Annotated in this window: 26 protein-coding genes; 19 read left to right on the top strand and 7 right to left on the bottom strand. The window is 47.9% G+C overall.

Translation table 11 applies throughout. The annotated features are described in order from the left end of the window. Positions 1-4 precede the first annotated feature (4 nt). The 5 genes from GPJ68_RS18955 to GPJ68_RS18935 are packed head-to-tail and all read left to right on the top strand — an operon-like array spanning position 5 to position 5,167. Positions 5-994, top strand: coding sequence for a glycosyltransferase family 2 protein (locus tag GPJ68_RS18955; protein WP_180836935.1), 990 nt, complete (start codon positions 5-7; stop codon positions 992-994). A 14-nt stretch (positions 995-1,008) separates the two neighbouring features. Next, positions 1,009-2,220: a glycosyltransferase family 4 protein gene (locus GPJ68_RS18950; RefSeq protein WP_049270980.1), complete on the top strand. Its 1,212-nt coding sequence runs from the start codon at positions 1,009-1,011 to the stop codon at positions 2,218-2,220. Position 2,221: 1 nt separating this feature from the next. Beyond that, entirely contained in the window at positions 2,222-3,334 is a 1,113-nt protein-coding gene (locus tag GPJ68_RS18945; protein ID WP_172860522.1) for a glycosyltransferase family 4 protein, read from the top strand. A 2-nt stretch (positions 3,335-3,336) separates the two neighbouring features. Then, complete coding sequence (locus GPJ68_RS18940) at positions 3,337-3,744, top strand: hypothetical protein (RefSeq protein ID WP_016154111.1); 408 nt, start codon at positions 3,337-3,339, stop codon at positions 3,742-3,744. 31 nt (positions 3,745-3,775) lie between these two features. Continuing rightward, complete coding sequence (locus GPJ68_RS18935) at positions 3,776-5,167, top strand: DUF4832 domain-containing protein (RefSeq protein ID WP_180836933.1); 1,392 nt, start codon at positions 3,776-3,778, stop codon at positions 5,165-5,167. Positions 5,168-5,207: 40 nt separating this feature from the next. On the opposite strand, the gene galE is transcribed toward GPJ68_RS18935, so the two are convergent. The 5 genes from galE to nhaC all read right to left on the bottom strand — a co-directional run bounded on the left by galE (position 5,208) and on the right by nhaC (position 10,814). Then, positions 5,208-6,224 carry a UDP-glucose 4-epimerase GalE gene (galE, locus tag GPJ68_RS18930; RefSeq protein WP_016154109.1) on the bottom strand — a complete coding sequence of 339 codons (1,017 nt, stop codon included), beginning with the start codon at positions 6,222-6,224 and terminating at the stop codon, positions 5,208-5,210. A gap of 66 nt (positions 6,225-6,290) precedes the next feature. Beyond that, entirely contained in the window at positions 6,291-7,229 is a 939-nt protein-coding gene (locus GPJ68_RS18925) for a hypothetical protein (protein WP_172860523.1), read from the bottom strand. A 208-nt stretch (positions 7,230-7,437) separates the two neighbouring features. Further along, positions 7,438-8,073 (bottom strand): carbonic anhydrase, encoded by a 636-nt coding sequence (locus tag GPJ68_RS18920; protein ID WP_016154107.1) that lies wholly within the window; start codon positions 8,071-8,073, stop codon positions 7,438-7,440. Between the two features lie 154 nt (positions 8,074-8,227). Beyond that, positions 8,228-9,400 (bottom strand): MalY/PatB family protein, encoded by a 1,173-nt coding sequence (locus GPJ68_RS18915; protein WP_104652413.1) that lies wholly within the window; start codon positions 9,398-9,400, stop codon positions 8,228-8,230. 124 nt (positions 9,401-9,524) lie between these two features. Then, positions 9,525-10,814 carry a Na+/H+ antiporter NhaC gene (gene nhaC / locus GPJ68_RS18910; RefSeq protein ID WP_255489860.1) on the bottom strand — a complete coding sequence of 430 codons (1,290 nt, stop codon included), beginning with the start codon at positions 10,812-10,814 and terminating at the stop codon, positions 9,525-9,527. A gap of 49 nt (positions 10,815-10,863) precedes the next feature. Here nhaC and GPJ68_RS18905 point away from each other — a divergent pair. After that, positions 10,864-11,561, top strand: a protein-coding gene (locus GPJ68_RS18905; RefSeq protein WP_235611130.1) for an IS1-like element IS1B family transposase whose coding sequence is annotated in 2 segments (ribosomal slippage) — positions 10,864-11,113 and positions 11,113-11,561 — 699 coding nt in all. Because the reading frame shifts where the segments join, the coding sequence is not laid out codon by codon here. A gap of 263 nt (positions 11,562-11,824) precedes the next feature. Here GPJ68_RS18905 and GPJ68_RS18900 read toward each other — a convergent pair. Beyond that, on the bottom strand, positions 11,825-12,850 hold the full coding sequence (locus tag GPJ68_RS18900) for a site-specific integrase (protein ID WP_180836931.1): 1,026 nt from the start codon (positions 12,848-12,850) through the stop codon (positions 11,825-11,827). A gap of 1 nt (position 12,851) precedes the next feature. Further along, positions 12,852-13,484: a phage repressor protein CI gene (locus GPJ68_RS18895; protein WP_180836929.1), complete on the bottom strand. Its 633-nt coding sequence runs from the start codon at positions 13,482-13,484 to the stop codon at positions 12,852-12,854. A 119-nt stretch (positions 13,485-13,603) separates the two neighbouring features. Here GPJ68_RS18895 and GPJ68_RS18890 point away from each other — a divergent pair, with 119 nt between their 5' ends. The 13 genes from GPJ68_RS18890 (at position 13,604) to GPJ68_RS18830 (ending at position 22,085) form a co-directional block, all read left to right on the top strand. After that, positions 13,604-13,846, top strand: coding sequence for a Rha family transcriptional regulator (locus GPJ68_RS18890; RefSeq protein ID WP_142431645.1), 243 nt, complete (start codon positions 13,604-13,606; stop codon positions 13,844-13,846). A gap of 32 nt (positions 13,847-13,878) precedes the next feature. After that, positions 13,879-14,388, top strand: a complete 510-nt coding sequence (locus GPJ68_RS18885; protein ID WP_180836927.1) for a phage regulatory CII family protein — start codon at positions 13,879-13,881, stop codon at positions 14,386-14,388. 7 nt (positions 14,389-14,395) lie between these two features. Then, positions 14,396-14,596: a phage filamentation protein Fil family protein gene (locus GPJ68_RS18880; RefSeq protein ID WP_180836925.1), complete on the top strand. Its 201-nt coding sequence runs from the start codon at positions 14,396-14,398 to the stop codon at positions 14,594-14,596. Continuing rightward, complete coding sequence (locus tag GPJ68_RS18875; RefSeq protein WP_180836924.1) at positions 14,560-14,901, top strand: DUF5347 domain-containing protein; 342 nt, start codon at positions 14,560-14,562, stop codon at positions 14,899-14,901. The genes GPJ68_RS18880 and GPJ68_RS18875 overlap by 37 nt, the downstream gene beginning before the upstream one ends. 67 nt (positions 14,902-14,968) lie before the next feature. Then, a complete protein-coding gene (locus GPJ68_RS18870; protein WP_085017201.1) occupies positions 14,969-15,196 on the top strand; it encodes a DUF2732 family protein in 228 nt (75 codons plus the stop codon). Further along, positions 15,196-15,423, top strand: a complete 228-nt coding sequence (locus tag GPJ68_RS18865; RefSeq protein WP_180836922.1) for a TraR/DksA family transcriptional regulator — start codon at positions 15,196-15,198, stop codon at positions 15,421-15,423. The genes GPJ68_RS18870 and GPJ68_RS18865 overlap by 1 nt, the downstream gene beginning before the upstream one ends. Next, positions 15,420-16,277, top strand: coding sequence for a DNA adenine methylase (locus GPJ68_RS18860; protein ID WP_180836920.1), 858 nt, complete (start codon positions 15,420-15,422; stop codon positions 16,275-16,277). The genes GPJ68_RS18865 and GPJ68_RS18860 overlap by 4 nt, the downstream gene beginning before the upstream one ends. Next, positions 16,274-17,518: a phosphoadenosine phosphosulfate reductase family protein gene (locus GPJ68_RS18855; RefSeq protein WP_180836918.1), complete on the top strand. Its 1,245-nt coding sequence runs from the start codon at positions 16,274-16,276 to the stop codon at positions 17,516-17,518. The genes GPJ68_RS18860 and GPJ68_RS18855 overlap by 4 nt, the downstream gene beginning before the upstream one ends. Continuing rightward, entirely contained in the window at positions 17,515-19,863 is a 2,349-nt protein-coding gene (locus GPJ68_RS18850) for a replication endonuclease (RefSeq protein ID WP_180836916.1), read from the top strand. Before GPJ68_RS18855 ends, GPJ68_RS18850 begins: the two co-directional genes overlap by 4 nt. A 158-nt stretch (positions 19,864-20,021) precedes the next feature. Next, a complete protein-coding gene (locus tag GPJ68_RS18845) occupies positions 20,022-20,210 on the top strand; it encodes a hypothetical protein (protein WP_001154444.1) in 189 nt (62 codons plus the stop codon). Positions 20,211-20,221: 11 nt separating this feature from the next. Continuing rightward, entirely contained in the window at positions 20,222-20,455 is a 234-nt protein-coding gene (locus GPJ68_RS18840; RefSeq protein WP_019077494.1) for a DinI family protein, read from the top strand. Positions 20,456-20,528: 73 nt separating this feature from the next. Continuing rightward, a complete protein-coding gene (locus GPJ68_RS18835) occupies positions 20,529-20,789 on the top strand; it encodes a hypothetical protein (RefSeq protein WP_126896364.1) in 261 nt (86 codons plus the stop codon). Positions 20,790-20,966: 177 nt separating this feature from the next. Further along, positions 20,967-22,085, top strand: coding sequence for a DUF2971 domain-containing protein (locus GPJ68_RS18830; protein ID WP_180836914.1), 1,119 nt, complete (start codon positions 20,967-20,969; stop codon positions 22,083-22,085). Positions 22,086-22,316: the final 231 nt, after the last annotated feature.

The raw sequence follows: 22,316 nt of genomic DNA, 5'->3' as shown, positions 1-22,316 counted from the left end.
TTGTATGGACCAAAAACCGTTTATTTCAGTGAGTATTAAAACACTCAATGAATCTGAATGTAGTGAGAAAACGATAGACAGTATCCGCAGGCAGCTTGTTGATTATCCACATAAAATTATAGTGGCAGATAGCCTGTCAACGGATAACACCCAACAGCTTGCGATCGATAAAGGGGTGACCGTGGTCTCTTTAACTGACCCAGGCGATCGCTGCTGCGGCGTCGGGCATCAGTTAGGTTATCTGTATAGTGAAGGGGAATATCTGTTGCTGATGGACGGCGACATGGAGCTGGAAGCGGGCTTTGTGGATCAGGCTGTCGCTTTTTTGCAGGCTGAGCCGGAATATGCAGGTGTCGCAGGAACCGTTGAAATGGACGATGCCGTTAACTATGAATTTAAATCGCGTAAGCAGCGTATTAGTAAAATCTATCCGCTTGGAGATAGCGACCATTTAGGCGGTGGTGGGTTATATCGCCGCTCTGCGATTGAGAAAATTGGTTATCTCACCAACCGTAATTTGCATGCTTATGAAGAAGCCGAACTTGGCCTGCGTTTGCTCGATGCGGGTTATAAACTACGCCGTCTGAATATTCCGTATTTTATTCATACTTCGCATACCATGCCGACCTTTCAGATGCTGAAGCACCGCTGGAAAAGTGGATACTATCAGGCACCGGGCGAGCTTTTACGTTGTGCGTGGGGAAAACCTTATTTCGGCAAAGCGTTAAAAATGGTTAAGAACGAGGCGATTTTTTCTGTGTATCTGATTGCCTTGTTTATTGCGGCGGTGACCTTCAATCTCGAACTTTTCGATATTGCATTTCTACCCTTGCTAGCCTTTATTATCTTGAAAACCGTGCAGAATCGATCGTTATTGAACGGATTGCAGAGCGTAATGAACCTGGCCGTGCTTTCTGCGGGACTTGTTAAAGGGTTGACTAAACCAGTACGCGATCCGTTGACTCCGCCTGACAGTAAAATCATTCATGAATAACTAAGGCTGGCGCAATGAAAGTTTTATTAGTGAATAAGTTTTTTTTCATTAAAGGCGGCGCGGAAACCGTTTATTTTCAAGAGCGCGAGATGCTGAAACAGGCCGGAGTGCAGGTTATTGATTTCTCGATGCAGCATGAGAACAATTTCCCTTCGGACTATGCGGATTATTTCGTCAGCAATGTGGACTACCACCAGGAGAGCAATCTGCTGGGCGGGCTCAAAACGGCGGTTAACTTTATTCATAATTCGCAAGCCTGCAAAAAGATGCTGGCGCTACTACAAAAAGAGCGTCCGGATATCGTCCACTTCCATAACATTTACCATCAGTTAACGCCAGCGTTGATTAAAGTGGCCCGCAATTTTGGCTGCAAAACGGTGCTGACCGCGCATGACTATAAAATCGTATGTCCTGCCTATTCCATGCTGCGCGACGGTAAAGTGTGTGATTCCTGTATTACCGGGACGGTTTTCAATGCCTTCAGGTATCGTTGCCAGGAAGGCTCTGCTTCAAAAAGCCTCCTGCTCTCTTTAGAGGCGACCTGGCAATATATTGCGCAAAATTACCAGGCGCTGGATGTGATCGTTTCGCCGAGCGTCTTTTTACGTGGCGTATTGTTGCGTACGCTGCCGAATTCGCGCATTGATGTCATCGTCAATGGCGTTGATGACAGCCGTCCTCTGGGTGAGGTAAGCGATGCGGGCTATATGCTGTACTTCGGTCGCCTGAGCCGTGAAAAGGGCGTGGCAACGTTATTGGCGGCGCATGAGAAAATGCAGAACAAAGCGCCGCTGAAAATTGTGGGGCACGGTCCCCTGCACGACGAATTAGTCGCCCAATACCCGGACGTTGAGTTTTTAGGTTATGTGCAACAAGGGGAAGCTCTCGATAACCTTATTAAGCATGCGCGGGCAGTGATCCTTCCTTCAGAATGCTATGAAAACTGTTCTATGGCGATATTAGAGGCGATGTCCTTAGGCAAGCCGGTGATCGGATCGCGCATCGGCGGCATCCCGGAACAAATTCGTGATGGTATCGAAGGGATTTTATTCGAACCTGGCAATGTGCAAGAGTTAGCAAATGCGCTGGATGCACTGGCCGACTCGCCAGAGAAGGCGCGGGTCATGGGCTTACAGGGTCGTGCGCGATTGAGTGAAAAATATGCGCTGAGTAAACATATGGATACTCTACTGGCGCTCTATAAAGAACTGCTGAGCAGGCCATAGTATGAGTAAAAAAATAACGGTTTTTGGTACGCGTGGTATTCCTGATGTATTGGGCGGGGTGGAGACACACTGTCAGAATCTATATCCTGCCATTAAGCAGCAGTTGGACGTTGATATTTGCGTGATTGCACGCTCGCCGTATGTAAATTACAAACGATCGTTATATAAGAAAGTTGAAACCTACGCGCTGTGGGCACCCAAAAAGCGCTCGCTGGAAGCGATTGTCCATTCCGTTTTAGCGGCATTTAGGACAAGTATCGACCATTCGGATATTGTGCATGTCCATGCTATCGGGCCTGGGCTTGTGATCCCATTATTACGCATGTTAGGGAAAAAGGTGGTGTTCACCCACCATGGACCTGATTACGATCGTCAAAAATGGGGATTCGTTGCTAAAAAAATATTGCTGCTGGGTGAGCGTTGGGCTGTGAGATATGCCAACGAAGTGATTGTGATTTCTGAGGTTATTAATCAACTGATCCAGAAAAAACACGCTCGCTATGATGCGCATTTAATTCACAATGGCGTCAACGAACCGCGGTCGTTATCTGCGCTGACCATCGACAATACGCTCTCCCGCTTTGGGCTGCAGCCGAAAAACTACCTCGTGGTGGTAGGGCGATTTGTGGAAGAAAAAGGGATGCATGATGCCATCGCCGCCTATCAGCGCAGCGGTTTCACTATGCCGTTAGTGTTAATTGGCGATGCGGATCATCCGACCGAATACAGCATTCGCCTCAAAAAGCTTGCCGCGGACACGCCTGGCGTTGTGATGACGGGGTTCTTGCGTGGTGATGAGCTTCAGGCGGTGTTTTCGCAGGCACAGCTGTTTGTGATGCCTTCATACCATGAAGGATTGCCCATTGCGCTGCTGGAAGCGATGTCATTTTCTCTTCCTGCCGTCGTCAGTGATATTCCGGCTAACCTCGAAGTTCAACTGCCGTCCGAGGCCTATTTTAAGGTGGGGGATGTGACCAGCCTGGCCGAGAAATTAACCGAGTGGGCGGCAACCAATAGCGTGGACTATCGTGTATATTTGCAAAACTATAACTGGCATGAAATCGCCAAAAAGACGATTAACGTCTATCACTCAATTGATAAAGATATAGGTTAATTTTGACCAGTCCTCAAAATCGTCCTCCCGTCATCGAACGATTTTATGCTCACCTTGACGAGCCGATTGCGCAAGGGTTGACTCCTGAACAAAAAGAAGGGGTGGAAAAAGCGATCCTGGCCTCGACTCTGACTTCGCGGCATCAGATCGATATTCGCCGAAGCTTTCCCTTTTTCAGTAAACGCTATTATCTGGTTTTTTTGTTTGGCAGAGATTTGCGTCGGCAGCATCGTCAGGAATCGACCCTGTCGAGAATATTGCTCACTTTTTTGCTGCTGATAGCCGTGTTGTTCGTTACCTGCTGCGTATTGCTGACGCTGTATATGATCAAATCAGCATTAGGTATTGATGTGTTTCAAAATTTTCATGTAGGCATATGGGACTGGTGGTTAAGCCTGAAAAACCGCTAGCGTAAACAAACCTGTGGAGGGCGTCACTGCGATGAAGTGTAAATGGGTTTCTGCGCTGTTGTTGATGTCCTTTCCGTTGGCGGTTATGTCCGCATTAACGACCGTAACCCCCAAAGCATTAACGGGCCCGCTAACCAATCCGGGGATTGGCGTGGCAAGTTTCCATCAGGGGTACGGTGAAACGCTGGGTCTGGCGGATTATCCCAATACCGGATTTGAATACGAGCGATTTTACTGGCGAGAGCTGGAGCCTGTTGAAGGTCAGTATAATTTTGCGCTGGTGGATGATGCCTTCAAATACGCGGCAGCGCATCGTCCCGCGATGAATGTCGGGCTGCGGTTTATGGTGCTTGCCGATCCGGGGGATGGCACCAAAATTCCCGATTGGCTGATTAAAAAAGGCGTGAAAGGTAGCTGGACGCCCGATAATAAAACATTTATTCCGGATTTAAGCGACCCGCTGTTTATTGAGTACAGCCAGCGTCTGCTGAACGCATTCGGAAAACGCTACGACGGTAATGCGAATCTCGCTTTTGTGGATATCGGCATGGTGGGGGCCTGGGGGGAATGGCATAACAGCAATTTCCCTGAGCTGAAACCACTGTTGGAGCAGTACTCCACCGCGCAGTTAGACCGCTACGTCGCAATGCACTTTTCTGCCTTCCCTTCGACGCCGAAAATAATGTTGATGAGCGGTGGGCAAAGTCTGGCGAATGCGGTGGCGCGAGGGGCTGGATGGCGGGCGGATTGCTGGGGTGACCTGCGCGTAATTTCGGACTCCTGGAGCCATATGGCCGATGATTACCCGCAGCGATTACTGGCAGCACAGCAGAGCTATTCGGGGTTTAACGATGCCTGGAAACGTGCGCCGGTCAGTCTGGAAATCTGTTCATATATGCAGGACTGGAAGAACACCTTCCACTATACGCGTGCCGAAGTGCAGGGCATTTTTGACTGGGCGGTCAAGCAGCACGCCAGCACGATCAACCTGAAATCGAGAGCGATACCCAGCGATTATCGACCGATTGTTGATGATGCGCTGACCAAACTGGGCTATCGGTTTCGCTTAGCGTCTCTGAGCCATGAGTCCGTGTGGGACGGCGGACAAACGTTGAGGTTGAACAGTACCTGGTATAACGAAGGTATCGCACCGATTTATCTGCCCTACACGCTGGCATTTCGTGTGGTGGATAGCGCCAATAAGGTGGTGGCGCAGGGGAATGCGGCGGATGATATACGACGTTGGCTCCCGGGCGTTTATCAGGTTAGCTACGCATTGCCCATGCCGGGCCGACTGGCGAAAGGGCAATACGCCATTGAGGTTTCGATGCTGGATAAATCCGGGGTGGCAAGAATTAACTTTGCCAACGAAGGAAAGCAGAGCAGCGGCTGGTATCGCGTATCAACAATAACGGCACGCTAATCCGTCATGGCAACGAGCCTGAGGCTCGTTGCCGGGTACATCAGATGTTATAACCATTCGGGTTGTTTTTTTGCCAGTTCCAGGTGTCACGCATCATTTCATCAAGGTTGTAGATGGCCTTCCAGCCCAACTCTTTGTATGCCAGTGACGGGTCAGACCAACATTCGGCAATGTCGCCGGGCCTTCTGTCGACAAATTGATAGCTTATTTTTTTCTGTGCCGCTTTTTCAAACGCCTCAATCAGATTAATCACGGAATAACCGACCCCGGTACCAAGATTAATCACCTTGTAGGCAGCGCCTTTGTTCTGGCTATCCAGCGCGGCTAAATGGCCGGTCGCCAAATCCATGACGTGGATATAATCACGAACGCCGGTGCCGTCGGGGGTTGGATAGTCATTGCCGTACACCGACACGGTTTTCAGCTTACCAATCGCAACCTGGGAGATGTACGGCACCAGGTTATTGGGGATACCGTTGGGATCCTCACCAATCCGACCCGATGGATGGGCGCCTACCGGGTTGAAATAGCGCAGGCAGGTAATGCGGAAATCGGGCTGCGCGCGGGAGAAATCGGCCAGAATCTGTTCGACCATTAATTTAGAGGTACCGTACGGATTGGTGGTTCCCCCCGTACGCGATTGCTCGCTCAGCGGCACGCTTTCCGGATTACCGTATACCGTAGCAGATGAGCTAAAAATGAATCGATTAACGCCTGCGGCCAGCATCTCATCCAGTAATACCAGCGTTCCAGTGACGTTGTTTTCGTAGTAAGCAAGGGGTTCTTTTATCGACTCGGAAACCGATTTGAGGCCCGCAAAATGAATGACATCAGTGATGTTATGGTTGGCGAAAATGTTTTTTAATGCCTGCCTGTCGAGAACATCAGCGATATAGACAATGGGTTCCCTTCCTGTGAGTTCCGCGACCCTGTCCAGCGAGATTCGGCTGGCGTTTGCCAGATTATCGATGACAACGACATCATCGCCTCTTTCCAGTAGCGTTAAAACAGTATGTGAACCAATATAACCTGCACCACCAGTGACAAGAATAGCCATACAGACTCCAGAAAAATGCTAAAAACCCGAGCGATTTTCCACCAATGCACCCAAGGATCCAGTGGATCAGTTATTTTGCCGGGAAAGGTATACGTTTCTATATTTTATCATACACTTATATGATATTTTTTTAAAGATTGCCAACAGACTGAACTTATTTATTTTTGTATCATAGGCAATATAATTACTTGAGAAATTTAGCGTGTGAACGCCGTCACTGTGGTTGATCGACGAATTGATTTGTTCGATCAGATTCTCATCAAAAGTAGCGTCATTCAGTGTGACTAATTCTTTGATGTAGATAGATTTTCCATATGTTTCAGGTGTGCATTCCTGGGTTAAGAAATACATTTTGTTATCGACAAGATAAGGCGCACCCGCTCCCCGATGATGATGATTGCTCACCTTCAATGCAGGAGTAATTCTCTGCCACTGTCCGTGGATATGCTTGGCCGAATGAATAATTATTTTATTATCCATGGTGGTCGACATAAGATAGCAGGTCTCGTTCATTGAAAGAAAAATGTTATCTGTCACTTCGGTGTCAGAGATTAGAACTTTAATTTTCTTCCAGCGCGTAGGAAACTCTACTGACTGAAACAGTATCACTTCTTTTCTTTCTGATGATTCAGGAATCATGAAGAGCTGATCGTTAATATTAATCAGGAAAGGAAATGACAAATGACACATCAGGTCGTCAAAACCTTCAAGTTTCACGTCATCAATTTCAACCAGTTCACGATCAAGAATACGGCATCGGAGCGTGCCTTTCGAGTTGCGAAAGCTAAAAGCTTCATAAAAAACAAACAGTTTATCATCTTTTTCAATAAGAAAAGGATCGGCCTGAAACGTATATTTCTTTTTTAACTGCTGTGCAGCGGATTTACTTAATATATCCAGTGTATTATTTGGGAATAAGTGTGTACCATGATCCTTAATAATCATGATATCCCACGACTCATGATAGAATAACATATTTATTATTCTTTTTATTTTTGCTTGCATTCGTACCCGCTCCTTTTTATCGCCTGCATCATGTATGAACAGCTATTTGCGGCTCAGTTCATGAGACCTGTCGCAACGTTGTATGAATGTGCGAAAACTGATGTGAGAACACCAGTGGCTATTTTAAAACTAGTCGCAAGCATGTTTTTTGTCTATAGCACAAAAGTAGGTAAAAGCTCTCCAGAGCATCCTTGCTCCAGGGGAAAATTTACTCGAAATGCACCTGCGGGTTATCAGCAAGGGAAACGTAGGTTTTGCTGTTTTTATCCAGGGTACGGATTTCACCGCTTTCGATGTCATATACCCAGCCGTGCAGACGAAGCGCATTATTTCGCAGCCCAACCGCGACGCAAGGATGCGTTTTAATATTATTGAGCTGTGCGATAACGTTTTCTTCCACCATGGCGTTAACTTTATCGATTGGGTTATCCCAGGTTTTCTTCTCAACCACGGCTTTCGCGGCATCGGCATAGTGCAACCAGTGAGCCACAGCGGGCATCGGATCCAGAGGCTGGCTATCAGCAATGGCTTTCATCGCGCCGCAGTTGGAGTGTCCGCAGATGACGATATCCGTCACGCCAAGTGCGACAACCGCGTATTCAATCGTAGCAGATACGCCACCGGGTTCCGGTCCAAAAGACGGAACGATATTACCGGCGTTGCGGATAACGAAAAGCTGTCCGGGCTCTTGCTGAGTAACGAGTTCTGGCACCAGGCGGCTATCGGAACAGGAGATGAAAAGCGCTTTGGGATTCTGGCTGGATGCCAGGCTGCGAAAGAGTTCCTTACGTTGAGGGAAAATCTCTTTTTGGAAGTTGAGGAAGCCCTCAATGATATGTTGCATAGCAGTGTCTCTTTTCTCTGTTTAAGCAGGTTATGATGAAGATCACACTTTCCAGTTTAACACCAGCCGACAGAACGGAAAAACTTTATAGCAGTTCTGCAACATCTTTGTATAGTTTTGCCCCACCGTGGCGGGGCAAAGAGTGTGATGCGCGCTACGCATTCTGTCGTTTTTGGTACGCCGCTTTCAGTCGGTTCATCGCTTCTACCAGTACCGAGCGCGGGCACCCAACGTTGAGTCTCATGTGACCCTCTCCGCCGGGGCCATATTGCGCGCCTGGTGACAGACCCAGTTTTGCTTCCTGCACAAAAAATGCGCTTAGCTGTTCATCGCTAAGATTCATTTTTTCCGCGTTCAGAAACAGAAGATACGATGCTCCGCCATACACAATGGAGATTAAGGGACAGTGCTTTTCAATTTCACTTTTAACAAACGCCACATTGTCGGCCAGGTAGGCTAATAATTTTTGGTGCCAGTCGCCACAATGGGTAAAGGCGCTGTAAATGGCCGCCTGCTGTAATGAATGTGTCTCGGCAAGGTAGCAGTTATCCAGGAAACCATAGAACTGATGGCGTAATTCATTATTTTTAATAATGGCAATTCCGCCCTGGATCGCCGCCGTGTTGAAGGTTTTACTGATTGAGGTCAGCACGATTGACTGGCTCCCTGTCGCTTCGTCTAAAGTAAAAAACGGCAGATGGCGCTTGCCTGGCAGGGTTAAATCACTATGCACTTCATCAGAGAGAATAATGACGCCAGCTTGCTGACAATAGTGACTTACTTTTTCCAGCGTTTCCCGCGACCACACCATACCGCCCGGATTATGCGGCGAAGGGAAAAGAAACATTTTGCACTGCTTGAGTTTTTCGCTGAAATCATGCCAGTCAAATTCGTAATGACCATCTTTCTCAATGAGGCGCGTTTGAATCAAATTCCTGCCGCTGGTGTTTACCAGATTAGGGTAGGGGTCATATATTGGCGTACAGGTTAAAATATTATCACCTGGTCGGGTAAACACCATCAGAGAGAGTACGATAGTTTTTATGACGCCGGGAATAAAATGCAACCAGTGTGGCTTTATGTCGACATCATACTGTTGCGCATACCAATGAATAACGGACTCTTTCCATTGCGGATAATCCAGGTTGTAGCCTTGTACTGGCTGCGATACCACTGAACGCAGTGTGCTCATGATTGGCTCTGGCGTCACAAAATCCATATCTGCAATCCACAGCGGTAATACATCGGTGGTGCCGTACATCTGTTGTAATTGACCGTATTTACGGCAATTAACATCCCTTATGACAATATCATCAAACAAAGACATTGCTGACTCCTGGACAGTCTCTGAAAAATAGTTTAAGCAACGCAACAGTGAAGAATATTTCTGTATATCTAATCGATATATTAAATTTACCCTGGTGGTAGCCAATATTTAGCTATTTATTAACCTATGATTTTTGCTCAACCATATGCTCTGTAGCTTCATTTGGTTCATATTTAGCAATGCCAATACCGGTGGCAGCCCACAGCAGGGCAAAGATGATGCCGCTGTAGCAGAGGATTGCCCATGGCAAATAATCAAGCGTCGCCACGCCCAGCATCGTGGCGCAATAAACGCCTGAGGCAGACCAGGGGATAATCGGTTCGACAACGGTTCCGGCATCTTCGGTAGTACGCGAGAGGTTCTTTGTCGCAAGCCCTCGTTTTTTATATTCTTCTTTAAAGGCATCGCCGCACAGCAGCAGTGGCAAGGTTCCATTTGCCGTACAGGCACAGATGGTGAACGTCGTCACAATCGTGGTGGCCACCAGGCGGAATGTGGATTTAACGCCTTTCGTGAGCGCGTTTATCACGGTGTGCAAAGAGCCTGTCGCACTCATTGCGCCGGCAAAGCTGAAGGCGCTGAAGACGGTGACGAAGCTGCTAAACATTGAAATGGCGCCGCCTCGTTCCAGTAAGCGCGAAACATCTGATGACAGTGTTGGCAGGTTATCTCCGGTGAGCATCGCGAGCTTAAAACCGCTAACCACGGATTCGCCAACCGATGATGCGGTAAATTGCTGAAAGGCTAATGCCAGAATCATCGAGACTATTGTGGATAAAAAGAGCATCGGGATTGGCGGTCTTTTTGACAATGAGCCATACAAAACGATGATCGGTGGCAACAGTAGCAGAATGTTAAAGTGATAAATCTGGCCGATAGCGTTCATCAAGTTGGTGATATTGGCTGGCGCGCTGGATGAGGCATCAATGCCCATGCCCATATAGCTGTATACGACGCAGCAAATAATAAATCCCGGGCCGGTGGTCCACAGCAGATGGCCGATATGCGAGTACAGGTTTACACCGGCAGCCAGCGCCGCCATGTTGGTTGAGTCAGAAACCGGAGAAAGCTTATCACCAAACCAGCAGCCGGAGACAATAGCGCCAGCAGCAATGGGCAGCGAAACATTCAGACCAATCGCTACGCCAATCATGGCGATCCCGACGGTTCCGATAGATCCCCAGGAGGTGCCGGTACAGACTGAGATCAGCGCTCCCAGCATAAATGCTGAAATATAGAAATACTGCGGGTTAATCCACTTCAGACCATAATAAATCATCATTGGAATAGTGCCTGACACCATCCATGCGCCAATTAAGAAACCGATACTGGCGACGATTAATATGACAGGAAGCGCTTCAGATATTTTATTGCAAATAGATTGTAGAATGTCATCCCACGTGTAGCCGGTGATGCTGCCAACTTACTGATTTAGTGTATGATGGTGTTTTTGAGGTGCTCCAGTGGCTTCTGTTTCTATCAGCTGTCCCTCCTGTTCAGCTACTGACGGGGTGGTGCGTAACGGCAAAAGCACTGCCGGACATCAGCGCTATCTCTGCTCTCACTGCCGTAAAACATGGCAACTGCAGTTCACTTACACCGCTTCTCAACCCGGTACGCACCAGAAAATCATTGATATGGCCATGAATGGCGTTGGATGCCGGGCAACCGCCCGCATTATGGGCGTTGGCCTCAACACGATTTTCCGCCATTTAAAAAACTCAGGCCGCAGTCGGTAACCTCGCGCATACAGCCGGGCAGTGACGTCATCGTCTGCGCGGAAATGGACGAACAGTGGGGATACGTCGGGGATAAATCGCGCCAGCGCTGGCTGTTTTACGCGTATGACAGGCTCCGGAAGACGGTTGTTGCGCACGTATTCGGTGAACGCACTATGGCGACGCTGGGGCGTCTTATGAGCCTGCTGTCACCCTTTGACGTGGTGATATGGATGACGGATGGCTGGCCGCTGTATGAATCCCGCCTGAAGGGAAAGCTGCACGTAATCAGCAAGCGATATACGCAGCGAATTGAGCGGCATAACCTGAATCTGAGGCAGCACCTGGCACGGCTGGGACGGAAGTCGCTGTCGTTCTCAAAATCGGTGGAGCTGCATGACAAAGTCATCGGGCATTATCTGAACATAAAACACTATCAATAAGTTGGAGTCATTACCAAACCATCGCTATCGAACTGGGGAGAGTGTCCTAGCCAGGAAAATATACCAAAATATAATGATGAAAATAATGGGATTCTGATCGATTGCTTAAATAGATATTGTCTTGTTAATGGCCTTTCATTCATATCAAAACATTTTTTTGAAATGCATATATATAATTCGATACCTAAATACAATAAGTACAGGGAGATAAGGAGGTACGGTATCCATGGGTACTGTTGGGTATAATCATTTAAAAGCACTTTCTATTTTTCTCCATCCAAATTAGCCAGAGGGTTTTTAGTTACCGCATCCTCCAGATGATCTGGAGAAAAGTGCGCATAAATCATTGTCATCTTTATATCGGCATGACCTAAAATTTCTTTAAGCACAAGTATGTTTCCGCCGTTCATCATAAAGTGACTGGCGAATGTATGGCGTAGCACATGCGTGCACTGGCCTTGAGGCAAGTCGATCCCCGCTCTTTTTACTGCACGCTCAAAGGCTTTTCTGCATGGCGTGAATAGCTTCCCTCTATTTTTGGGGAGTTCGTCATACAGATCCTTTGATATCGGTACGGTTCGGTTTTTCTTGCCTTTAGTTTTGGTATAGGTGATCCGGTATTTAGATAACTGATGGCCCTGCAGGTTTTCGGCTTCACTCCACCGTGCCCCGGTGGCGAGGCATACTTTTGCGATCATCAACAGGCTGGGGCTTTGAGAATCAGCGCAGGCATCAAGCAGGCGTTTGATTTCGTCTTGGGCCAGGAACGCCAGTTCCCCCTCTGCAATTTTGAATGTTGGTAACCCGGCGAGCGGGTTAGGCGCTGACCAGTGGCCCAGCTTTTTCAGGGTGCCAAAAACGGATGATAAGTTACGCTGTTCCAGGTTTACCGTGCGGGGCTTAACTGGCGACATCAGCGCGCCGTCTTCGTTACGTACTTCACCTTTTAATCGTGCTTCGCGATATTTTGTAAAGTCACCGGCCGTTAACTCAGAGGCGACGGGATCGCCCAGGCCATTGCAGATAATATTGAGTTTCGCCATTAGGCGCTTGGGGTCTGCGAGCGTCTGGCCGTAAAGGGAGTGCCACTGCTCAATCAATTCCGACAAACGCCGCCGATCTTCCTTTTCACCCAGCCACGGCTTTTTGTTCACTTCATCCATGGTGAAGTTTTCGAATGCTACAGCCTCCCCCTTTGTCGCAAATTGCTTGCGCACGCGCTTGCCGTTACGCCCGTTCGGGTAACACTCGCACAACCATTTTCCGTTCGGCTGTTTTCTGATGGTCATATCAAAGGCTCTTGATGATTTTCAATGCGCGGCCAACAACCTCAATATCATCCAGGCTGCACTCAAACGAAGAATCATCTTGATGCACAACTAATCTGTTTCCCGGCAGGCGAGTTAGCTTAACAATGCTTTTTATTCCGTCGATATCGACCAACCACATCCCATTCACAGGTGGTGTCTGGTTACGGTCAACTAAATATGAATCGCCTTTGGTATTTACGAGAAGCAGCTCGCTTGAGTCAGGGGGAAGCAGGCTGCTATCAATTATGGCCTTCCCGGCTTCAACCAGCGAACCTCCCATGAGATTAACCTTGTCGATCTCGGGCGATACAAGTTCAGAAAGAGGTTTAACCTTGCCAGAGTTCACTAAATTGATACTTTTTTTATCATCAATTTTTGTTCCGGGTTCACCTTGACCTGTGGTAAGCCAGAGTAAAGAAACGCCCGTTTCAAGAGCACATTGAATCACCCATTCTGCAGGGAAACTGTCTCTTAAGTACCTGTTAGCCATAGTGCTTTTAGATGCACCTAGGTGATCGCATAGCTGCTGTCTGGACTTAAAATCATAGGCAGCCATTAACCTATGGATAGCCTCTCTACCCCCTGTATTCTCGCCAGCTTTCACCTGTATCATTTTTTAACCCTATTGACGTATCAAATATTGGATCGTAGTATCTCGATTGTTCAAGTATTGAATCGCATAAAACAAGATAAAACGACATAAACCAAACCTTAACTGAGAGATACTGCACTATGAGCACCGATATTTCAATTCGTGTACCAAAAGAGATGGCTACACCTGCAGAGTTCGCGGAATGGGAAGGCATTTCCCGCGGCTCTGTTTATCAAAAAATTCACCATGGCCAGTTGGCTAAATACATGGTTAAAAAGGATAAAAACAAGGGTCGCGTATGTCTTCGCTACTTGATGTACAAAACCGATCAGGTTCGTGAGTCCCTTGGTCATTCCAACTTCCGCGTCATTGTTGGTCAGTAAGTTCGATTATGAGAACTTTTTGAGGGGCTCACATGTTTGATTATAAGATTTCCAAACATCCACACTTTGATGATGCCTGTCGCGCTTTCGCACTGCGGCACAACATGGCGAAGCTTGCAGATCGAGCAGGCATGAATGTCCAGACACTGCGCAACAAACTGAACCCGGAACAACCGCATCAACTTACCGCGCCGGATATTTGGCTGCTGACGGATATCACAGAGGACTCCACGCTGGTTGATGGGTTCTTGGCTCAAATCCATTGCCTTCCATGTGTGCCGCTGAACGAAGTAGCCAGCGAGAAAATGCCTCATTACGTTTTGAATGCTACAGCAGAGATTGGTCGTGTTGCAGCAAGCGCTGTTTCTGGCGAACACCAGACAACAACCGAACGTCGGCAGGTTATCGAAAGCATCAATTCTGTCACTCGCTTAATGGCACTTACAGCTGTTTCCATGCATGCGCGCCTGCAGTACAACCCGGCAATGGCAAGTGCTGTTGATACAGTGACGGGCCTCAGCGCGTCTTTTGGTCTGATCTGAGGTGCTCATGCTTAATAAAGAACCCTCATTCGCATCGCTTTTGGTTAAACAAAGCCAGGGTATGCACTGCGGCCATGGCTGGATTATCGGGAAAGATGGCAAGCGCTGGCACCCGTCCCGCTCTCAGGAAGAACTACTGGCAGGGCTGACCACTACCAAACAGGTGAAACCATGGCTATTGAAGATACTTCTGCGACTGTACCACTAAGCCCGGGTCAACGGCTTGAAGGACTGAACCATATAGCTGAATTAAGGGCGAGTGTGTTTGGTTTGAATATTGAGACAGAGCTTGAAAGGTTCATTAAAGATATGCGCGACCGTCGCGATATAAACCATAAACAAAATGAGCGCGCACTGGCTGCCATATTCTTTATGGCAAAAATTCCGGCAGAACGTCACGGCGTCAATATTAGTGATCTGACTACTGACGAAAAGCGGGAACTGGTTAAAGCAATGAATCATTTTCGTGCAGTGGTGAGCTTATTTCCCAAACGGCTAACCATGCCGAATTAACCCACAACAGAAATTAATGGCGTAAACCCGCCGGGCATTCTTTTGCCCAAATTCAGGAGAGAGAACAATGCAGAAAGAATTACGAAAAAAGTTTGTAGCCGAAACCGATTCGCTTATGGCGGTGATCGATATTGCCAAACGTGAGGAGCGCAAAGGCCGCGCGCTCGCAGTTTCAATCCGCCTTGAGGCGCTGGCAACCCACATCACCAACAAAGGGTTAAACGGTGTTGAAGCGGCTGAACTACTGCGCTGCGAAGCAACCCGCTACGAAAACGAATCTCAGGAGCTGCACTAATGGTTGACTCTATGGACCTCGTACAACAGCGCGTTGAAGAAGAACGCCAGCGCCACATCCACACTGCCCGCAACAGAGCGCCGGGCGTTTCCCGTGTGCTTTGCATCGAATGCGATGCACCGATCCCTCCAGCTCGCCGCCGTGCTATTCCGGGGGTGCAGTGCTGTGTGACCTGTCAGGAAATCGCAGAGCTTAAAGGCAAGCACTACAACGGAGGCGTCGTATGAGCACTATCCTGAAATGGGCGGGAAACAAAACCGCCATCATGTCCGAACTCAAAAAGCACCTCCCAGATGGCCATCGACTGGTTGAACCTTTCGCTGGTTCCTGCGCTGTGATGATGGCAACAGACTATCCTCATTATCTTGTCGCGGATATCAACGCTGACCTTATTAATTTGTATAAGAAAGCGGCCTACCATCCTGAGGAATTAATACAGGTTGCATTGGTATTATTCAGCGAAGATAACAGTGCTGAAAAATATTATGAAAATCGTCTGCGTTTTAACGAAGATACATCTCTTACCACGCTGGAGCGCGCCGCATTATTCCTGTATTTAAATCGCCATTGTTATCGTGGGTTGTGTCGTTATAACCAACGTGGGAAATTTAATGTTCCCTACGGTAATTATAAAAATCCATATTTCCCTCATGCAGAAATCCTGACCTTTGCTGAAAAGGCAGTGCGTGCCACGTTCATCTGCGCCAGCTATGACGAAACGCTGGCAATACTCCAGGCGGGTGATGTTGTCTACTGTGATCCACCTTATGACGGTACCTTTAGCGGTTATCACACAGCCGGGTTCTCTGATGATGACCAGTATGATTTGGCATCTATTCTGGTGCGCCGGTCATCAGAGGGGCACCCAATCGTCGTATCAAATAGCGACACCCGCCTGATTCGTTCGTTTTACCGAAATTTCGCCATTCACCGTATCAGCACAAAACGCAGCATTGGCGTAGCCGCGGGCGGGGGTAAAAAGGCAGACGAACTGATAGCTGTAATTAAACCAAAGGTTTGCGTTGGGGTTGATTTAGCAGGCGGCCGTGATTACTCCGTTGTGCGTGAGGTGCGCGTATGAATAATTCCGCAGCAGTAATTGTGCCGACCGATATCAGCGCGATGATTCGTGAAATTGAAGTTTCATATGCCCGTTATCTCAATGAATTCAGAATTCCATCAGATCACAAAATTATCGTTAACTTCTCTGCCGGAAAAGACAGCACGACAACAGCTACGATTGCACATCATCTGTTCGGAGATCGCGTACAAAATGTGATGGCAGATACAGACAATGAACATGAATTGACCGTTGAGTATGCACGAAATATTCATCATCACATTGGTTGTAAACCCGTTCAGATTGTTAAGCGCATTTATACCGACGCAGAGTTCGATCGTCGCCGTAAATCGCTCATAGAACGCTGGCCCAAGCGACAGGCAATTCGGATGGGTGCTTATCGTGGCGTAATCATGCCATCGCTGGCCCGCTCGGATACCAAATTTGGTCAGGCATGGTTGCGTACAGCTGAACGCTGGGGCATTGAGTTTGAAACAGCTCTGGAGGCAGCGCTTTCCGTTATGCAGCCGAGTGGTAATAGTTTTCTGGATGCTGCATTGCTACATGGGAAATTCCCCATGCTCAGAGACCGTTTTTGCACGGATGAACTCAAGATTCAGATCGCCTTTGATGCTGCTATAAAGCCTCTGCTTGATGATGGGGATGTAGTGGTTCAGTGGTCCGGCGTTCGGGCTGATGAGTCATCAAAACGAGCGGGTTATGAGCGATTTTCTAAAGATCAGCGCGACCCTGATTTTTTGTACAACTTCCTTCCGATTCATCAGTGGACCGCGGCGGATGTATTCGCACTTCATAAATACTTTGGTATTTCACCAAACCCGCTTTACACCCAAGGGGCGTCACGCGTTGGATGCATGAACTGCGTGCTATGCAACAAGGAGGAAATAGCAGAGACGGCAGCCCGTTGGCCTGAGCATATTGAAAAGCACAAAGAGTGGGAGCTGAGGGTTCGACTAACTTCTCGCTGGGTACATTGGATGAGTGTCGGCGAGATAAGCCAGCGCTGGATGAAGAAATTTGATTTACCTCTGGGGCGAAGCGTCCAGCTCTATAACCTTGTTCCAGAAGTGCAGCATATTGATTGGTCTGGGTTTTATGGCCCACGCGGAAACCTTAATTCCCCGGGAGTTGATGAGGTCGTGGAATGGGCTAAAACAGGTCGCGGAGGAAAAGTATATGACCTGGTCAAGGCCAGTATGGACACTTCAGTCTGCTCATCACGTTACGGTCTTTGTGAATGAGCATTTATTCATGGAATCCGCCAAGAAAGGCGGTCAATCCCTATCTGGACCCGGCGCAAGTTGCGCCGGAGTCTGCGCTTTCAAACCTCATTACTCTCTATGCTGCGGATAACGAGCAGGAACAGCTGCGCCGCGAGGCACTGAGTAATGAGGTCTGGGAACGCTATTTCTACAATGAATCCCGTGATCCTGTTCAGCGAGAAATGGAGCAGGACCAGCTGATAAGCCGTGCCAAAATGGCCCGTGAACAGCAGCAATTCAACCCCGATCTGGTCATCGTTGCTGACGTGTGCGCCCAACCGGCGCATATCAGTAAGCCGCTGCTTGAACGGATTAAATATTTCGAGGGACTGGGCAAGCCGAAGGCATATTCCCGCTATCTGCGTGAAACCATCAGGCCGTGCCTTGAACGCCTGGAGCGCGTGCGTACCAGCCAGATTTCTGCTTCATTCCGTTTTATGGCGAGCCATGACGGGATGGAGGGCTTACTTGTCCTGCCCGAAATGAACCAGGAGCAGGTTAAGCGATTATCCACCCTGGTGGCGGCACATATGAGCATGTGTTTGGATGCTGCCTGCGGTGAGTTGTTTACGGATGAAGACGTTACGCCGGAAGAGATCCGCCGGTCATGGGAAAGGGTGGCCGCTGAGGCCATGCGCGTTGATGTTATCCCGCCTGCTTTCGAGCAGCTGCGCCGTAAAAAGCACCGCCGTAACCCGGTCCCATACGAGCTTATTCCGGGCTCGCTTGCCCGTATGCTTTGCGCGGACTGGTGGTATCGCAAACTGTGGAAGATGCGGTGTGAATGGCGGGAAGAACAGCTGCGCGCTGTCTGCCTGGTTAACAAAAAAGCGTCTCCGTATGTCAGCTATGAAGCCGTGATCCACAAACGCGAACAGCGCCGCAAATCACTGGAGTTTTTCCGCTCGCATGAGCTGGTTAATGCCGAAGGTGACACGCTGGATATGGAGGAAGTGGTAAACGCCAGCAGCAGCAATCCGGCGCACCGGCGCAACGAAATGATGGCCTGCGTTAAGGGGCTGGAGCTGATCGCAGAAATGCGTGGTGAATGCGCTGTGTTCTATACCATCACCTGTCCGTCACGCTTTCACGCGACGCTCAATAACGGCAGGCCAAACCCGAAATGGACCAGTGCCACGGTCCGGCAGAGTAGCGATTACCTGGTAAATATGTTTGCCGCCTTCCGTAAGTCTATGCACAAAGCCGGGCTGCGCTGGTATGGCGTTCGCGTTGCTGAGCCACACCATGACGGCACCGTGCACTGGCACCTGCTTTGCTTCATGCGCAAAAAAGACCGCAAATCCATCACCGCGCTGCTGCGTAAATTCGCCATTCGTGAGGACCGCGAGGAGCTGGGTACCAATACCGGGCCGCGCTTCAAGTCTGAGCTTATCAACCCACGCAAGGGTACGCCGACAAGTTATATCGCCAAATACATCAGCAAGAACATCGACGGGCGCGGGCTGGCGCAGGAAATCAGTAAAGAAACGGGCAAATCACTGCGCGATAACGCTGAGAACGTAAACGCCTGGGCTTCGCTGCACCGTGTCCAGCAATTCCGCTTCTTTGGTATCCCTGGCCGCCAGGCGTACCGCGAGCTGCGCCTTCTGGCCGGTCAGGCTGCCAGGGCGCAGGGTGAAAAGAAGGCAGGCGCGCCCGTACTGGAAAACCCGCGTCTGGATGCTGTGCTGGCTGCAGCTGATGCTGGCTGTTTTGCCACCTACATCATGAAGCAGGGTGGCGTCCTAGTTCCCCGTAAACATCACCTTGTCAGAACTGCCTACGAGCTCAACGAGGAGCCGAGCTCCTACGGCGATCATGGTGTCCGAATTTATGGCATCTGGTCCCCGATCATTGAGGGCCGGATCTGCACTCATGCAGTGAAGTGGAAAATGGTTCGTAAGGCCGTTGACCTTCAGGAGGCGACAGCCGACCAGGGCGCTTGCGCCCCTTGGACTCGTGGCAATAACTGTCCCCCTGTTGAAAATCTGAACAAATCAGGGGGTGATTTACCCGATATTAAAACCATGGATGAGAAGGAGCTGCAGGAATATCTCCACAACATGGGCCAGAAGGAACGACGGGAGCTGACAGCCAGGTTGAGACTGGTAAAACCGAAGCGGAAAAAAGCATACATACAGAGTATTTCGGAGCAGCAGCGCCTGCAGCTTGAGGCAGAACTGACTGCCAGAGGGTTTGAAGGTAGTGCATCTGAGATTGATTTGCTTCTGCGTGGCGGCAGCATTCCATCCGGTGCCGGTTTACGTATTTTTTACCGTAACCAGAGGCTGCAGGAGGATGACAAATGGCGTCAATGGTACTAAGGATGCTGTTTAACATTTCGTGCTTTATTGACTGGCGTCAGTACATCCAATTAACTGACAAAAAAGAGTTTTACATTTTTTTCTTCCTACTGTACTGTTTATATAAACAGTGGGTATATATACAGTGTTTGTGTATCCGTGTAATGATAGGAGGGAAGATGCAGGACTATCTTTTGGAGTCATTGAAGCTCCAGCGTATTGATTTTTTTATCAAGCTTGTAGCGGCTAGTGAGTGCAGCGACGAAGAAAAGCGGCTGGCTATCCAGTGGGTGTCCGAACTGACAGACGAGTTGATGGCGAAAATTCGCAGCCATGAATACAGCCGGTCAATGGACGTTACCAGTTAAAGGGAATCTGTATGCGCATTGAAATAATGATCGATAAAGAGCAGAAGATTAGCCAGGCCACACTGGAAGCCCTTGAATCCGAGCTTTACCGTAATTTGCGCCCTCTGTATCCCAAAACAGCAATTCGTATCCGTAAGGGCAGTGCCAATGGTGTTGAACTGAGCGGGTTAAAACTGGATGAAGACAAAAAACGAGTGATGGAAATTATGCAGCAGGTCTGGGAGGACGACAGCTGGTTACATTAGATAACGTTGTGAGAAGCAGAACGTAGTTCTGGCGCTCGCAAGGTTGAACAACGAGCTATGCGAGGCGTTAGCTATGGGGTCTAAAGACAACAAGTATCAAATTGTATATCGCGGTCAAAAGCTGGAAACAATCATTCCCGGTCAGTGGGTTTTCTTTCAACGCCCAAAAGAGTGCGGCGGCGGATACTGGATGGGAAGAACTTATGATGATTGTTTCTGGCTTGAGCTGGAGTATCCGGTGTCTTTATCTGATGGCCTTGGTTACTTGATAGCTATTACGAAAGTGGAGCTAATAAGTCATGAATTTGACGCGAATTTTTCTCTCTTTGAGTAAGTTTTAACTCAGAATTTCCTAATGATTCTTATATGGCAGTTGAAGCATGGTTACTGCCGGATAGGGAATTTAAAAATTAACTTTACACAGTGGTTTATGCAGAATAGGATATTGTCAATAAAAGTAAACTGTTATCACTCAGTTGTTGATTAATATTGCAATGTCACAGGTAATGTCATGTATCTATTTAAATATTACCGTCAGGATTTTTTCTTTGAGAAAGCTATCCGTTATAATGAATTATATTTTTCAGCCCGCGCACAATTGAATGACCCTAACGATCTTAATATAGACTATCGCTTCGATAATAAATTGAAATTGTGGGATGTTTTATTACGCTCACCTTGCGATAAATCATATGCAGATTTGAGTCATATATTAGATTTGAGTAATCTTAATATACATAGGGGGTTGAATCGTATTTTTAGAGGGAAAAAAATAAATAGTGGCCTTGAAGCATTAGATAACTTGTTTGACTCACACGTCGATGAGATACGTAAAATCATATATGATGGTATGCTACCTATCAATGAGATTAACCACACTATTTATGCGAATATTTCTGATCCACAACAATATTTGGTGACACTATGTGAGAACAGTATTAAAGAAAGACTGTATAGAAAAATAGTTCCTGCAGTGTTCAGTGTATCATTTTCAACCAAAGCACTAGATCGTATGATGTGGGCACATTATGCCGCTGGCTTTAGTGGTTGCGTTGTTATTTATGAAACACAAGACTTTAATATTGACGGCATACCCTATACTGGATTGCAAGTTAGAGATAACTTATTGTCGCCACATAAGTTTAATTTTCCGGTTAAGCCAATAACATATAGTAATCAGGCTAAAGAGGTTTCGCTTTTAGACCCAAAAGCCAATGTAACAGAGTTGTTCTTAACTAAAAATAGATTTTGGAAGTATGAATCTGAGTATCGAATGTTTATTCCGGAAGCAAATGCCGGAATAGGTAACGAGCGGCATGCTCAAGGGCGTGTGAATCGAAATGTTGGGCATATTTTTCATCACGATACCAGTGCTATCAAAGGCATAATTTTTGGACCTAAAATGTGTGAGCAGAAAAAAGAAGATATATGGAATTGTATAAGGGCAAACATGGAGAATTCAAACTCTAAAATATGTTATTTTTTTGACGCTGAGTTATTGTCATCAGGAAAGATTACTATTTCAAAAGGGCAGCAAGCAAAAAAAATGAAAAATTTCGCTTTATTCAGAACAGGAATAAATAAAACGGAAATGCCTAAAATTTTGAAAGAAATTGGCATCGCGAACTAAACCAAGCTAACAACAGTGCATGTCAATGCCGCATGAATCCGCATGATCGTTTTAGGATCGTTTATGCTAGGGCCCGCCTGAACTGGCGGGCTTTTGCTTACCTTATGCGGGTGCATGAAAACCGCTATATAAAGCGGGCAGGCGTGGCGGGGATACGAGCGCGCGCTCATGGTTGAATTTGTGAATTTGTGGTATCAAAGGGCTGGGTTTTCAAGCCGTTGATGTTCAATA

This window comes from Citrobacter sp. 172116965 (assembly GCF_013458095.1).
Lineage (GTDB): Bacteria > Pseudomonadota > Gammaproteobacteria > Enterobacterales > Enterobacteriaceae > Citrobacter > Citrobacter braakii.
This window is presented reverse-complemented; position numbering and strand designations above follow the sequence as displayed.

Coding starts and splice junctions, on each gene's coding strand:
- GPJ68_RS18915 (WP_104652413.1), bottom strand. CDS start 9,400: ATGTCTTTGTTTGATGATATTGTCATAAGGGATGTTAATTGCCGTAAA.
- GPJ68_RS18860 (WP_180836920.1), top strand. CDS start 15,420: ATGAGCACTATCCTGAAATGGGCGGGAAACAAAACCGCCATCATGTCC.
- GPJ68_RS18875 (WP_180836924.1), top strand. CDS start 14,560: ATGGCTATTGAAGATACTTCTGCGACTGTACCACTAAGCCCGGGTCAA.
- GPJ68_RS18845 (WP_001154444.1), top strand. CDS start 20,022: ATGCAGGACTATCTTTTGGAGTCATTGAAGCTCCAGCGTATTGATTTT.
- GPJ68_RS18855 (WP_180836918.1), top strand. CDS start 16,274: ATGAATAATTCCGCAGCAGTAATTGTGCCGACCGATATCAGCGCGATG.
- GPJ68_RS18895 (WP_180836929.1), bottom strand. CDS start 13,484: ATGATACAGGTGAAAGCTGGCGAGAATACAGGGGGTAGAGAGGCTATC.
- GPJ68_RS18835 (WP_126896364.1), top strand. CDS start 20,529: ATGGGGTCTAAAGACAACAAGTATCAAATTGTATATCGCGGTCAAAAG.
- GPJ68_RS18955 (WP_180836935.1), top strand. CDS start 5: ATGGACCAAAAACCGTTTATTTCAGTGAGTATTAAAACACTCAATGAA.
- GPJ68_RS18885 (WP_180836927.1), top strand. CDS start 13,879: ATGTTTGATTATAAGATTTCCAAACATCCACACTTTGATGATGCCTGT.
- GPJ68_RS18880 (WP_180836925.1), top strand. CDS start 14,396: ATGCTTAATAAAGAACCCTCATTCGCATCGCTTTTGGTTAAACAAAGC.
- galE (WP_016154109.1), bottom strand. CDS start 6,224: ATGGCTATTCTTGTCACTGGTGGTGCAGGTTATATTGGTTCACATACT.
- GPJ68_RS18870 (WP_085017201.1), top strand. CDS start 14,969: ATGCAGAAAGAATTACGAAAAAAGTTTGTAGCCGAAACCGATTCGCTT.
- GPJ68_RS18945 (WP_172860522.1), top strand. CDS start 2,222: ATGAGTAAAAAAATAACGGTTTTTGGTACGCGTGGTATTCCTGATGTA.
- GPJ68_RS18920 (WP_016154107.1), bottom strand. CDS start 8,073: ATGCAACATATCATTGAGGGCTTCCTCAACTTCCAAAAAGAGATTTTC.
- GPJ68_RS18830 (WP_180836914.1), top strand. CDS start 20,967: ATGTATCTATTTAAATATTACCGTCAGGATTTTTTCTTTGAGAAAGCT.
- GPJ68_RS18935 (WP_180836933.1), top strand. CDS start 3,776: ATGAAGTGTAAATGGGTTTCTGCGCTGTTGTTGATGTCCTTTCCGTTG.
- GPJ68_RS18925 (WP_172860523.1), bottom strand. CDS start 7,229: ATGCAAGCAAAAATAAAAAGAATAATAAATATGTTATTCTATCATGAG.
- GPJ68_RS18950 (WP_049270980.1), top strand. CDS start 1,009: ATGAAAGTTTTATTAGTGAATAAGTTTTTTTTCATTAAAGGCGGCGCG.
- GPJ68_RS18890 (WP_142431645.1), top strand. CDS start 13,604: ATGAGCACCGATATTTCAATTCGTGTACCAAAAGAGATGGCTACACCT.
- GPJ68_RS18900 (WP_180836931.1), bottom strand. CDS start 12,850: ATGACCATCAGAAAACAGCCGAACGGAAAATGGTTGTGCGAGTGTTAC.
- GPJ68_RS18840 (WP_019077494.1), top strand. CDS start 20,222: ATGCGCATTGAAATAATGATCGATAAAGAGCAGAAGATTAGCCAGGCC.
- GPJ68_RS18850 (WP_180836916.1), top strand. CDS start 17,515: ATGAGCATTTATTCATGGAATCCGCCAAGAAAGGCGGTCAATCCCTAT.
- GPJ68_RS18865 (WP_180836922.1), top strand. CDS start 15,196: ATGGTTGACTCTATGGACCTCGTACAACAGCGCGTTGAAGAAGAACGC.